The following is a 13,177-nucleotide window of genomic DNA, read 5'->3' as shown; positions in this document are numbered from 1 at the left end:
CCTATATTTCCAGACATCTGTTATCACTTAACCCATTACAAGCCCGCTGCCGCAGATATTCCCGTGGCGAGCGATAACCCAGCGCACTATGCGGATGCCATTCGTTATAATGCTCGAACGCCTCTGCAAGGTTCTTTGCTGCCGTTAACCCGTCTGGTTTGGGCATGATACTGATGTAGTCACGCTTTATCGTTTTCACGAAGCTCTCTGCTATTCCGTTACTCTCCGGACTCCGCACCGCCGTGTTCTTCGGTTCAAGTCCCAACATCCGGGCGAACTGGCGTGTTTCATTAGCCCGGTAGCATGAACCATTATCCGTCAGCCACTCCACTGGAGACGACGGAAGATCGTTGCCGAAGCGGCGTTCCACCGCTCCCAGCATGACGTCCTGTACTGTTTCACTGTTGAAGCCGCCGGTAGTCACCGCCCAGTGCAGTGCCTCACGGTCACAGCAGTCCAGCGCGAACGTGACTCGCAGTTTTTCTCCGTTATCACAGCGGAACTCGAACCCGTCAGAGCACCATCGCTGATTACTTTCTTTCACAGCCACTCTGCCTGTATGTGCCCGTTTCGATGGCGGTACAGCAGGTTTTCGCTCAAGCAACAGCGCATTCTGGCGCATGATCCGGTAAACACGTTTGGCATTGATCGCAGGCATACCATCAAGTTCTGCCTGTCTGCGAAGCAGCGCCCATACCCGACGATAACCATACGTGGGCAGCTCTCCGATAACATGGTGTATACGGAGAAGCACATCCGTATCATCAGTGTGACGACTGCGGCGGCCATCCATCCAGTCATCGGTTCGTCTGAGAATGACGTGCAACTGCGCACGCGACACCCGGAGACAACGGCTGACTAAGCTTACTCCCCATCCCCGGGCAATAAGGGCGCGTGCGCTATCCACTTTTTTGCCCGTCCATATTCAACGGCTTCTTTGAGGAGTTCATTTTCCATCGTTTTCTTGCCGAGCAGGCGCTGGAGTTCTTTAATCTGCTTCATGGCGGCAGCAAGTTCAGAGGCAGGAACAACCTGTTCTCCGGCGGCGACAGCAGTAAGACTTCCTTCCTGGTATTGCTTACGCCAGAGAAATAACTGGCTGGCTGCTACACCATGTTGCCGGGCAACGAGGGAGACCGTCATCCCCGGTTCAAAGCTCTGCTGAACAATTGCGATCTTTTCCTGTGTGGTACGCCGTCTGCGTTTCTCCGGCCCTAAGACATCAATCATCTGTACTCCAATGACTAGTCTAAAAACTAGTATTAAGACTATCACTTATTTAAGTGATACTGGTTGTCTGGAGATTCAGGGGGCCAGTCTAGTAAGGCTGCGAGAGGTGAATAATGTCGCCATCATTACGCAAGGCTGTTGCAGTTGCTATTGGTGGCGGGGCTGTTGCTATAGCATCTGTGTTAATCACTGGCCCAGGTGGTAACGATGGTCTGGAAGGTGTCAGCTACATACTATACAAAGATATCATTGGTGTATGGACTGTATGTCACGGACACACCGGAAAAGACATCATGCCTGGTAAAACGTATACCGAAGCAGAATGCAAAGCTCTCCTGAATAAAGACCTTGCCACTGTCGCCAGACAAATTAACCCGTACATCAAAGTCGATATACCGGAAACAACGCGCGGCGCTCTTTACTCGTTCGTTTACAACGTGGGCGCTGGCAATTTCAGAACATCGACGCTTCTTCGCAAAATAAACCAGGGCTATATCAAAGGCGCATGTGACCAGCTATGTCGCTGGACATATGCTGGCGGTAAGCAATGGAAAGGGCTGATGACCCGTCGTGAGATTGAGCGTGAAGTCTGTTTGTGGGGGCAGCAATGAGCAGAGTCACCGCGATTATCTCCGCTCTGGTTATCTGCATCATCGTCCGCCTGTCATGGGCTGTTAATCATTACCGTGATAACGCCATTACCTACAAAGAGCAGCGCGACAAAAACGCAAGAGAACTGAAGCTGGCGAACGCAACCATTACTGACATGCAGCAGCGCCAGCGTGATGCTGATGCACTCGATGCTAAATACACGAAGGAGTTAGCTGATGCGAAAGCTGAAAATGATGCTCTTCGGCGCAAGCTTGATAATGGTGGTCGGGTGCTCGTCAAAGGAAAATGCCCTGTGCCATCCTCAGCCGAAACCTCCAGCGCCTCCGGCATGGGCAATGATGCCACCGTCGAACTCTCTCCAGTTGCTGGACGAAACGTTCTCGGTATCCGGGACGGAATCATCAGCGACCAGACAGCATTGAGAATGCTTCAGGAGTACATCAGGATCCAATGCCTTGGGGGGTAGCGGTAATTTTACTCATTATCCTTCAAATCAGATTCTGTTGTCAGAGGAATGGGGGAAGCTGGATTCGCAAGAGCTTTTTATGGGCAGTTTAGCTAAAAAAAGGCAACACGAAGCTAAAACTACCAACATAAAGTGCTGACCAGCTAGCAGCTGAAATCAGACTCACTGTATACACTTTCACTGGATGAAGTTGCAACATTCCTGCCACCAAAGGAGCAATATAACGCAGCACGGCGATAAAGCGCGAAGTGAAAAGTATTGACACAGAGTTATTTTGCAACTGAAGGCGAACCCGTTCTATTGTATTGGAACGGCTTGATATTATACATGCAAGTTGAGGGATATGCCCAATTATTATACCAAGATGGTAATTAACGATAGTACCGCACCATGCGCCACTCATGACCGTGATTCCAGCTTCCCATGGTGAAAGAGTCGTCTTGCTGACTGTAATTACAGTGGCCATCATAATTGATGCTGGTGGCAATATCGCCGAAATGAGTAAAGTGGATTTTGTGAACGCTATTATAAAAAGAAGCCCCCATAGGCGATATGGATGAAGTACAAAATAGTTCATCAAAGCATTTATCCACTCCATCAATGTCTTTCCTTCTGTGAATTTTTCTTTGCTATTTAACCGTGATACGACTTAATTTAGGCTTAAACACCTTACATTTACAAGGTACTCCTGTGGGGGGCCCTGCCACGGAGCGTCGCAGGAGTGAGTGATGAGGAAGAATTAAAGCAACCTATTGTGACAGGCAGCGATAACAGTAAATCACAGGAAGCATAATCATGGCAAAACCGGACTGGGAGGCCATCGAATCGGCATACCGGGCCGGAGTCCTTAGCCTCCGTGATATAGGCGAGAAATACGGCGTTACAGAAGGGGCTATCAGGAAGAGGGCCAAAAAGCTTGGTTGGGCACGCAGTGGCGGTACGCAGGTTTGCAAAAATGGTACGCAAAAAAGGAAAGTGCGTACCAGCAGAAAGCCTGCCATTACTGGCCTTACACAAAAAAGTACGCAACTAAAAACAGAATCTACACCGGATACGAAACCGATACGCGGAATGCGTACCGATCCCCCGACTAACCCATTCCAACCCGGTAACCAGCAGGCATTAAAACACGGTGGTTATGCCCGTCGCCTTCTGCTCAAAGATGAGGTGATAGAGGACGCTAAAGCGTTGACGCTCGAGGACGAATTATTTCGCCTTCGTGCTAACAACCTTGTCGCTGCAGAGAATATTGGTCGGTGGTTGGTGTCGCTGGAAGATGCTAATGGGGACCAGGAAAGGAAGATGCTGATTGAAAATATCAGCGCCGCCGAGAAAGCAATGATGCGCAATACAGTTCGTATTGAGTCCATCGTTGGCACGCTTGCGACGGTAGGAAAAATATTTGCTGATACAGCCTACCGCAAGGCCGCCACTGATAAGGTGTCTCTGGAGGCTGATCGTCTTCGCCGTGATGCAGGTATTGATGATGGCAATGGAGAGCGTGACCTCAATGACTTCTACTCTGACATCCAAACCGACGCTGAATCCGGCTTTACGTAGTTTCTGGACTATGCGGGCACGTAACAAAGTGCTTTATGGTGGTCGGTCATCGTCAAAATCATGGGATGCCGCTGGCATTGCCATATTTCTGTCGAATAAATACACCCTGCGTTTTTGTTGTGCCCGTCAGATCCAGAATAAAATCGAAGAGTCGGTGTATACCCTGCTCAAAATTCAGATAGACAGGTTTGGTCTGCGGCACCGTTTCCGTATTCTGAACAACAAAATCATTAACCGGGTTACTGGCTCGGAATTTGTTTTTTATGGATTATGGCGCAACATCGAAGAAATTAAGTCACTGGAGGGGATCGATGTGTTGTGGCTGGAAGAAGCCCACGCACTGACGGAATACCAGTGGAAAATTCTGGAGCCAACGATCCGTAAAGAGGGTTCGGAATGCTGGTTCATATTCAACCCCGGACTTGTTACTGATTTCGTCTGGCGCAACTTCGTTGTTGATCCGCCCGAAGGCACTCTCATCCGCAAAATTAACTATGACGAAAATCCGTTTCTGTCTGACACCATGCTTAAGGTTATCGACGCGGCGCGACGCCGTGATCCGGATGGTTTTAAACATGTGTATGAGGGCGTTCCGGAGTCTGATGATGATGCGGCAATCATCAAACTGTCTTGGATAGAAGCCGCAGTGGATGCGCACAAAACGTTAAATTTCGAACCCAGTGGAAGAAAGCGTATTGGCTTTGACGTGGCTGACAGTGGTACAGATAAGTGCGCTAACGTTTACCGTCACGGATCCGTTGTTTTCTGGGCCGACGAATGGAAGGCCAAAGAAGATGAATTACTGAAGAGCTGCCAGCGTACTTATCAGGCGGCGCTGGAGCGTGAAGCAGATATTGTTTACGACTCTATCGGTGTTGGTGCGTCTGCCGGTGCTAAATTCTCTGAAATTAACGCTGACCGGAAGAGCGAGAACGCATACGCGCGACGTGTGAATTACCAGAGGTTTAACGCCGGTGCTGGTGTGCATGAGCCAGATGACGAGTACAACGGCATCCCCAACAAAGACTTTTTCGCAAATCTTAAGGCTCAGGCATGGTGGCTGGTGGCTGACCGTTTCAGAAATACGTTTAACGCCATTAACAACGGAGAACAGTATCCTGTGGATGAGCTGATCAGCATAGATTCTCGTTGTCCGTTGCTTGAAAAGCTGAAACTGGAACTGACAACACCTCATCGTGATTTCGACCGTAACGGACGTGTGATGGTCGAAAGTAAAAAAGACCTCGCAAAACGCGAGATACCGTCACCAAACGTTGCTGATGCATTCATTATGGCCTTCGCGCCAATCGATACATCGCTGGATATCTGGGAACAGCTGGGGAGACAGGCCTGATGGCACGAAACAAACAAGCCCTGCGGCGAACTGTGCAGGCCACAGCTGATGGTTATGAGAATTTTATTGCCCGCGTAGGGATGCAGACACCTAACCAGCACTCAGCATCCACCTACCGGGCTAATTTCACCAGTCGTAACCGCATGCTGGTGGAATGGTCCTATCGTTCATCCTAGATCATCGGCGAAGCAGTCGATGCTATCCCGGATGATATGACCCGCAAAGGCATTCGCATCACTTCGGAAATTGATGCAAAAGATCGTGGCATTCTCGAATCACAACTGGATGAGTTGCAAATCTGGGATGCGCTGAATGACGTGCTGAAATGGTCGCGCCTCTACGGCGGCGCGGTGGGTTTCATCATGATTGAGGGGTAGGCACCAATGACCCCGCTGCGACCCGAAACCATCGGTAAGGGCAAGTTTAAGGGGATTCTCCCGCTCGACCGCTGGATGGTCGACCCGGCACTGACCCGCCGCATTAAAGATATGGGGCCGGACCTGGGTAAACCTGAGTTTTACGATGTGGTGACCACAGCAACGGGAATTCCTGCCTGGCGCATTCATCACAGTCGCCTGATTCGCTTTGATGGCGTCACGTTGCCATTTCAGCAGAAGATGACCGAGAACGAATGGGGAATGTCGGTTGTAGAGCGTATCTGGGATCGTCTTACCGCGTTCGACAGCGCTACTGTCGGCGCGGCGCAGCTGGTCTACAAGGCGCATTTGCGTACCTACAGCGTGGAGAAGCTACGCGAGCTTATCGCACTTGGTGGTCCTGCGTATGAAGCGTTGCTGAAGAATATCGACCTGATTCGACAGTTCCAGAGTAATGAAGGCATGACGCTCATGGACTCGCGGGATAAGTTTGAAACCCATCAGTACAGCTTCAGTGGTCTGGATGACATCCTTTCGCAGTTTGTAGAACAGATTAGTGGCGCTGTTGGTATCCCACTGGTGCGGTTGTTCGGACAGTCCCCGAAAGGATTTTCTACCGGTGATGCAGACCTTGCCAACTATTACGATCGCATCAGTTCGTTGCAGGAGAGGCGTTTACGTCTTCCGGTGCGGCGGATACTGGACATCATGCATCGTTCGGAACTTGGCAAGCCGCTGCCGGACGATTTCACGTTTGAGTTTAACCCGCTCTGGCAAATGTCTGATGTCGATCGCTCAACGGTGGCGTTAAACACCACCAACGCAATCAGTACGGCGCTGGGTGATGGTCTGATGACACTGAAAGCCGCTATGACTGATTTGCGAGAAAATTCTGACGTAACCGGCATCGGGGCATCCATTACCGACGAGGACATCGAGAATGCCGAAGATGAAGCGCCGCCCGGCATCGGCGAACCTGATGACGAACCGCAGGAGCCGTCAGGCGGAAATCCGGTATCGAACCAGCCTACGCAGGATAGCGAGGGCGGTCGGAGACATCGTAAATGGTCGCTACGATGGTTCAAATGACAGTATCACGGAAATTATTGCGGCGCTGGAGCGTTACAGTGAAATCATCACCCCCTGGGCGACAAAGGTCGCGGAAAACTTTACTGCGGACCTAACCCGGCAGAACGAGAAAGTTTGGCGGCAACACAGCAAGAACATCAGTCGCGAGCTCCGCAATCTTGTGGAAAGCGCTCCTGTGGGCCAGGTGATGCAATCCATCATCGCCGAACAGGTCAAGTACATCAAATCTCTGCCTCTCGAGGCCGCAGACAGGGTGTACGACATCCAGAACAAAGCGATAGAGGCTGTTGTCACCGGTGGTCGGGCGGAGCAGTTTGCTAAAGAGATTGCATCTACCGGCGATGTTGCTAAGTCTAGGGCCGATCTGATTGCCCGAACGGAACTGGGAAGAGCAACGGGCGCGCTGGATATGGCCCGAGCGATAGCTATTGGCTCGGATGGTTATATTTGGCGTACAGCCGATGATGGCGATGTCCGAGATTCCCACGATCACATGAAAGGTAAATTCGTCCGCTGGGATTCACCTCCAACTTTGGACGGCATGACCGGCCACGCGGGCGAGCTGCCAAACTGCCGCTGCTATAAAGAGATCGTGTTTGTTCGCGTTCCATTCGCAATGAAAAGGGCAGCATAACCCATGAAATACTTTTTTGAGACCAGGCTCGGGGAAACCCGATACCGCCTGGCTGACGGCTCGTTGCTGTGCAAAGACGTGCCGATAGGACGAACAGGTAAGCAGCTCTATGGTGCTGATGACCTGCCAAAACTGAAACCCGATAAGTTCGGTGAAATAGTCGTCACGCGTTCTCCTGAGCAGGTATTCCATCCGGCCACGCTTGCCTCATTCGAAGGGATGAGCATCACGATCCTGCATCCTGAAGATGAAAACGGGAATGTGCGGCTGGTAAATCCCGAGAACTGGAAAGAGCTTGCTGTCGGGCACCTCCAGAATGTCCGGCGCGGGACGGGTGAGCAGTCTGATTTGATGCTGGCTGACCTTATCGTCAAAGACGAAAGCGCCATTCAGCTTATCGAAGATGGCCTGCGCGAAGTGTCGTGCGGCTATGACGCGGAGTACGAGCAGACCGAGCCAGGTAAAGCCGAGCAGGTCGATATTACCGGAAACCATGTGGCTCTTGTCCCTAAAGGCAGAGCCGGAAATCGTTGTGCAATTGGAGACAGAGACACAATGGCAAATCAAAAGAAAAACTGGTGGAACCGCATGCGTGCGGCCATCAAGACAGGAGATGCCGACACCATGAACGAACTGGTGGAGTCGGCTCCCGCATCGGTTACAGGAGATGAGGGGGATTTGCCGCAGGGCGTTAATCTCAACATCAACCTGTCCCCGCAGCAACCACTACCGGACAAAGCACCAGAGATGGGCGGAGATCCAACCGGCGACAGTGATGATGACCTCAAAACATTACTGAAAGCCCTGCTGGCTAAGCTGGAAAGAAATGCCACGGGCGATAACGATAATAAGCCTGACGATAATCCGACCGGTGACGGCGAGGACGATGAAGAGGAAACCACGATTACTGGTGACTCAGCCTGGCGTGCCGAAGTTATCGTTCCGGGTATCGATCTGAGCCGTAAGATGAAACCGACCGCGTTCAAACGCGAGGTTCTGGCTTCTGCTGACAAAACGCTGGTTCGCCAGATAGTCGGTGATGCGGATATCCGCAAATTACCGAAACAATCGGTCGACATGGCGTTTAATGCCGTGTCTGAGGTTGCCAAAGGGCGAAACACCCGCGCCACCACCGGCGATGCACAGCGCCTAAACATGGGCATGACCAGTATCGCTTCCCTGAACAAACAAAACGCTGAATTCTGGGCAAACCGTAAAGGGTAAAAAATGAATAATGTATTTCTGTACCGGATGCCTGTTGGCATTGCCGGGGCTGTCTCTCGCCCGCAGGACTTAACCGTCGAACCGGTGGTCCTTAAATCCGATAACGCCTTCGCTGCCTATGGCCTGGCTGGTAAATACGATGATGACGGTTTTTTCGTGCCGCTGGCAGATGGTGATACCGCAGACAAGGTGAAGGGGATCTACGTGCGCCCTTATCCGACCACGTCGCAGCCGGACATGGTTCGCCAGGTGGGAACAGGCAAGAACTTCCCGGGCGACGCCATGAAGCGTGGCTACGTGACCGTTAATCTCGGTTCTGATTTTGATGCCAGCACTATCAAAAAAGGCGATCCGGTATACGTTGTCGTCTCCACTGATGAATCCATCAAAGTGCCGCTGGGTGGATTCATGTCCACGTCAGTCAGTGGCAAAAACGTGGTGCTGACCAACGCTGAATTCACAGGTGCCGGTGATGCTGACGGCAATGCAGAAATTTCCTGGAAGATTTAAGGAACAGACGAATGAGGTGATGCTGCCAACTTACTGATTTAGTGTATGATGGTGTTTTTGAGGTGCTCCAGTGGCTTCTGTTTCTATCAGCTGTCCCTCCTGTTCAGCTACTGACGGGGTGGTGCGTAACGGCAAAAGCACTGCCGGACATCAGCGCTATCTCTGCTCTCACTGCCGTAAAACATGGCAACTGCAGTTCACTTACACCGCTTCTCAACCCGGTACGCACCAGAAAATCATTGATATGGCCATGAATGGCGTTGGATGCCGGGCAACTGCACGCATTATGGGCGTTGGCCTCAACACGATTTTACGTCACTTAAAAAACTCAGGCCGCAGTCGGTAACCTCGCGCATACAGCCGGGCAGTGACGTCATCGTCTGCGCGGAAATGGACGAACAGTGGGGCTATGTCGGGGCTAAATCGCGCCAGCGCTGGCTGTTTTACGCGTATGACAGTCTCCGGAAGACGGTTGTTGCGCACGTATTCGGTGAACGCACTATGGCGACGCTGGGGCGTCTTATGAGCCTGCTGTCACCCTTTGACGTGGTGATATGGATGACGGATGGCTGGCCGCTGTATGAATCCCGCCTGAAGGGAAAGCTGCACGTAATCAGCAAGCGATATACGCAGCGAATTGAGCGGCATAACCTGAATCTGAGGCAGCACCTGGCACGGCTGGGACGGAAGTCGCTGTCGTTCTCAAAATCGGTGGAGCTGCATGACAAAGTCATCGGGCATTATCTGAACATAAAACACTATCAATAAGTTGGAGTCATTACCAACAGGGGGATTTACCATGCTTATTGGCTATGTACGCGTATCAACAAATGACCAGAATACCGATCTACAACGTAATGCGTTTATTTGTGCCGGAAGTGAGTTGATTGTTGAGCGAATGGGAAGTTGGCCAGAAGTTGTTATGGCATAGTGTTTACGGTCGTTGATACAGGTAAACAAAAGCGGGGAGAGTCATACTCCCTGAATAGTCGCGAAAATATCTGTGGCATTGTCAAATTCGTGTCGGTGACTAATATTTTAGTAATATGCCATTCGAAATGGAGTGCTAACTTATTGATTTAATTGATGTGCGATATTGTATTTTATCGTGTTTTGTTGTCTGTTTTTTATCCAGTAAGTGTTGTTATGTGTATGAAAGATAAGGGATTTATCATTTTTGAGGTGTGTTCATGAAGCAAACAGTTTATATCGCCAGCCCTGAGAGCCAGCAAATTCACGTCTGGAACCTGAATCATGAAGGCGCACTGACGCTGACACAGGTTGTCGATGTGCCGGGGCAGGTGCAGCCGATGGTGGTCAGCCCGGACAAACGTTATCTCTATGTTGGTGTTCGCCCTGAGTTTCGCGTCCTGGCGTATCGTATTGCCCCGGACGATGGCGCACTGACCTTTGCCGCAGAGTCTGCGCTGCCGGGTAGTCCGACGCATATTTCCACCGATCACCAGGGGCAGTTTGTCTTTGTAGGTTCTTACAATGCGGGTAACGTGAGCGTAACGCGTCTGGAAGATGGCCTGCCAGTGGGCGTCGTCGATGTGGTCGAGGGGCTGGACGGTTGCCATTCCGCCAATATCTCACCGGACAACCGTACGCTGTGGGTTCCGGCATTAAAGCAGGATCGCATTTGCCTGTTTACGGTCAGCGATGATGGTCATCTGGTGGCGCAGGACCCTGCGGAAGTGACTACCGTTGAAGGGGCCGGCCCGCGTCATATGGTATTCCATCCAAACGAACAATATGCGTATTGCGTCAATGAGTTAAACAGCTCAGTGGATGTCTGGGAACTGAAAGATCCACACGGCAATATTGAATGTGTCCAGACGCTGGATATGATGCCGGAAAACTTCTCCGACACCTGTTGGGCGGCTGATATTCATATCACCCCGGATGGTCGTCATTTATACGCCTGCGACCGTACCGCCAGTCTGATTACCGTTTTCAGCGTTTCGGAAGATGGCAGCGTGTTGAGTAAAGAAGGCTTCCAGCCAACGGAAACCCAGCCGCGCGGCTTCAATGTTGATCACAGCGGCAAGTATCTGATTGCCGCCGGGCAAAAATCTCACCACATCTCGGTATACGAAATTGTTGGCGAGCAGGGGCTACTGCATGAAAAAGGCCGCTATGCGGTCGGGCAGGGACCAATGTGGGTGGTGGTTAACGCACACTAACCGCTGATTTACCCGGCGCAGTCTCTCCTGCGCCGGTGTATTAACCTATCTCCTGTAACGCATGTCTCTGGCGTTCGACGATATTGGTCCACAAATTGTCTTTATCGTCAGTCCACAAATTAATCAGCAAGGCAAAAAAGCGTTCTGCTGCCGGAGAAAGCACGGCATCTTTGCGGCGAATAATCCCCAATGTCCGACGTATAACGGGTTCCACCAGTGGAATACCAATAATCGAAGAATAGGGCGCATGGGGCATTGCCAGACCAGGAAGCGCCGAAATCCCCAGTCCCGCCTCTACCAGTCCTAATGACGTCGAAAGATGACGCACTTCGTAAAACCAGTCCAGCTTCCAGGGCTTGTCGGCCAGCTGTTGTTCTATCAACAGTCGGTTGCCGCTGGAGGAGCGTACGCCAATCATTTTGTAACCCACTAACTCCTGCCATTCTACAAGCTGCTTTTTGGCCAATGGATGGTCACGCCGACAGGCCAGCACGAACGGCTCGTTGACCAGTGGGGTAAAATCAATGGATGAATTTGTGACGTTGTTCATGTTTATGCCAAAGTCTGATTCGTTACACAGCACCGATTCCATGCAATTATTCGTGCCTTGTTCCAGAATCCGCACTTTAATATTGGGATACAGCTCATTAAATTTACCGATTGCCAGCGGTAAAAAATAAAATACTGCGGTCGGAATACACGCTAACGTCACCATACCACGATGATAAGCATTCATATCACGAATATTAAAAAGCGTTTCATCGAATTTCTTTATTAATTCCCGCGCCTCCGGGAGCAACCTTTTTCCTGCTTTTGTTAACGTAACCTTGCGAGTTGTACGCTCAAATAGTTGAATATGTAAATCTTCCTCCATCTTTTTTATTCTTCGCGTTAATGCAGGTTGCGTAATATTGAGTAATTTAGCGGCATTGTTAAACGAACTGGACTCTGCCAGTATGACAAATGCCTTCATACTTGATAATTCATGCTTCATTATTACTCCGGAAAATGGAAGCGACGATTTTGGGTGGCTGGCCGTTAAAAATTTTAACTGCATTTAGCCAACTTAAATTAATGAAAAAATGTTATTAATCGTTGAGCTAAAGTCATTAGAGATGCTTTGCCCTTAATGTAACCATATCGCAATAAGTTATGTTTTTAAATTGAGGGCATTATTATGAAAAAAATACCCTGGGTAATGACTCCAACTTATTGATAGTGTTTTATGTTCAGATAATGCCCGATGACTTTGTCATGCAGCTCCACCGATTTTGAGAACGACAGCGACTTCCGTCCCAGCCGTGCCAGGTGCTGCCTCAAATTCAGGTTATGCCGCTCAATTCGCTGCGTATATCGCTTGCTGATTACGTGCAGCTTTCCCTTCAGGCGGGATTCATACAGCGGCCAGCCATCCGTCATCCATATCACCACGTCAAAGGGTGACAGCAGGCTCATAAGACGCCCCAGCGTCGCCATAGTGCGTTCACCGAATACGTGCGCAACAACCGTCTTCCGGAGACTGTCATACGCGTAAAACAGCCAGCGCTGGCGCGATTTAGCCCCGACATAGCCCCACTGTTCGTCCATTTCCGCGCAGACGATGACGTCACTGCCCGGCTGTATGCGCGAGGTTACCGACTGCGGCCTGAGTTTTTTAAGTGACGTAAAATCGTGTTGAGGCCAACGCCCATAATGCGTGCAGTTGCCCGGCATCCAACGCCATTCATGGCCATATCAATGATTTTCTGGTGCGTACCGGGTTAAGAAGCGGTGTAAGTGAACTGCAGTTGCCATGTTTTACGGCAGTGAGAGCAGAGATAGCGCTGATGTCCGGCAGTGCTTTTGCCGTTACGCACCACCCCGTCAGTAGCTGAACAGGAGGGACAGCTGATAGAAACAGAAGCCACTGGAGCACCTCAAAAACACCATCATACA

At 50.7% G+C, this 13,177-nt stretch carries 12 protein-coding genes and 3 pseudogenes; 11 read left to right on the top strand and 4 right to left on the bottom strand.

Annotation, left to right across the window (positions count from 1 at the left end):
- Position 1: 1 nt before the first annotated feature.
- Positions 2 to 1,230, bottom strand: a protein-coding gene (locus tag C1P89_RS11785) for an IS3-like element IS2 family transposase (RefSeq protein ID WP_161127003.1) whose coding sequence is annotated in 2 segments (ribosomal slippage) — positions 2 to 915 and positions 915 to 1,230 — 1,230 coding nt in all. Because the reading frame shifts where the segments join, the coding sequence is not laid out codon by codon here.
- A 113-nt stretch (positions 1,231 to 1,343) separates the two neighbouring features.
- Here C1P89_RS11785 and C1P89_RS11780 point away from each other — a divergent pair.
- Entirely contained in the window at positions 1,344 to 1,841 is a 498-nt protein-coding gene (locus C1P89_RS11780; RefSeq protein ID WP_000075175.1) for a lysozyme, read from the top strand.
- Positions 1,838 to 2,308 (top strand): lysis protein, encoded by a 471-nt coding sequence (locus C1P89_RS25955; RefSeq protein ID WP_005138269.1) that lies wholly within the window; start codon positions 1,838 to 1,840, stop codon positions 2,306 to 2,308. Before C1P89_RS11780 ends, C1P89_RS25955 begins: the two co-directional genes overlap by 4 nt.
- A gap of 88 nt (positions 2,309 to 2,396) precedes the next feature.
- On the opposite strand, the gene C1P89_RS11770 is transcribed toward C1P89_RS25955, so the two are convergent.
- A complete protein-coding gene (locus tag C1P89_RS11770) occupies positions 2,397 to 2,909 on the bottom strand; it encodes a DedA family protein (protein WP_011069285.1) in 513 nt (170 codons plus the stop codon).
- A 194-nt stretch (positions 2,910 to 3,103) separates the two neighbouring features.
- On the opposite strand from C1P89_RS11770, the gene C1P89_RS11765 reads away from it, so the two are divergent.
- From C1P89_RS11765 to pgl, 9 genes and pseudogenes are all read left to right on the top strand, one after another.
- Positions 3,104 to 3,868 (top strand): hypothetical protein, encoded by a 765-nt coding sequence (locus C1P89_RS11765; protein ID WP_001118113.1) that lies wholly within the window; start codon positions 3,104 to 3,106, stop codon positions 3,866 to 3,868.
- The gene (locus tag C1P89_RS11760) at positions 3,819 to 5,222 is read left to right on the top strand and encodes a PBSX family phage terminase large subunit (RefSeq protein ID WP_001300443.1); all 1,404 of its coding nucleotides are present in this window, start codon (positions 3,819 to 3,821) and stop codon (positions 5,220 to 5,222) included. Before C1P89_RS11765 ends, C1P89_RS11760 begins: the two co-directional genes overlap by 50 nt.
- A pseudogene (locus C1P89_RS11755) lies at positions 5,222 to 6,688 on the top strand (DUF1073 domain-containing protein). The gene C1P89_RS11760 and the pseudogene C1P89_RS11755 overlap by 1 nt, the downstream one beginning before the upstream one ends.
- Positions 6,579 to 7,322 carry a phage head morphogenesis protein gene (locus tag C1P89_RS11750; RefSeq protein ID WP_000184977.1) on the top strand — a complete coding sequence of 248 codons (744 nt, stop codon included), beginning with the start codon at positions 6,579 to 6,581 and terminating at the stop codon, positions 7,320 to 7,322. The pseudogene C1P89_RS11755 and the gene C1P89_RS11750 overlap by 110 nt, the downstream one beginning before the upstream one ends.
- Before the next feature lie 3 nt (positions 7,323 to 7,325).
- Complete coding sequence (locus C1P89_RS11745) at positions 7,326 to 8,546, top strand: DUF2213 domain-containing protein (protein WP_000873146.1); 1,221 nt, start codon at positions 7,326 to 7,328, stop codon at positions 8,544 to 8,546.
- 3 nt (positions 8,547 to 8,549) lie between these two features.
- Positions 8,550 to 9,056, top strand: coding sequence for a structural cement protein Gp24 (locus C1P89_RS11740; RefSeq protein ID WP_001066732.1), 507 nt, complete (start codon positions 8,550 to 8,552; stop codon positions 9,054 to 9,056).
- A gap of 70 nt (positions 9,057 to 9,126) precedes the next feature.
- Positions 9,127 to 9,824, top strand: a protein-coding gene (locus C1P89_RS11735; RefSeq protein WP_094096600.1) for an IS1-like element IS1A family transposase whose coding sequence is annotated in 2 segments (ribosomal slippage) — positions 9,127 to 9,376 and positions 9,376 to 9,824 — 699 coding nt in all. Because the reading frame shifts where the segments join, the coding sequence is not laid out codon by codon here.
- Positions 9,825 to 9,855: 31 nt separating this feature from the next.
- A pseudogene (locus tag C1P89_RS11730) lies at positions 9,856 to 9,951 on the top strand (DNA invertase); the annotation flags it as partial.
- A 295-nt stretch (positions 9,952 to 10,246) separates the two neighbouring features.
- Positions 10,247 to 11,242 carry a 6-phosphogluconolactonase gene (pgl, locus tag C1P89_RS11725; RefSeq protein WP_000815430.1) on the top strand — a complete coding sequence of 332 codons (996 nt, stop codon included), beginning with the start codon at positions 10,247 to 10,249 and terminating at the stop codon, positions 11,240 to 11,242.
- Between the two features lie 40 nt (positions 11,243 to 11,282).
- Here pgl and C1P89_RS11720 read toward each other — a convergent pair whose 3' ends face one another.
- Positions 11,283 to 12,236, bottom strand: coding sequence for a LysR family transcriptional regulator (locus C1P89_RS11720; protein ID WP_000679972.1), 954 nt, complete (start codon positions 12,234 to 12,236; stop codon positions 11,283 to 11,285).
- Positions 12,237 to 12,451: 215 nt separating this feature from the next.
- Positions 12,452 to 13,149, bottom strand: a pseudogene (locus C1P89_RS11715) (IS1-like element IS1A family transposase).
- Positions 13,150 to 13,177: the final 28 nt, after the last annotated feature.

Source organism: Shigella sonnei (genome assembly GCF_002950395.1).
Classification (GTDB): Bacteria; Pseudomonadota; Gammaproteobacteria; order Enterobacterales; family Enterobacteriaceae; genus ECMA0423.
Note: the sequence above shows the minus strand (reverse complement) of the source record. Positions and strands in the feature narration are given on the sequence as shown.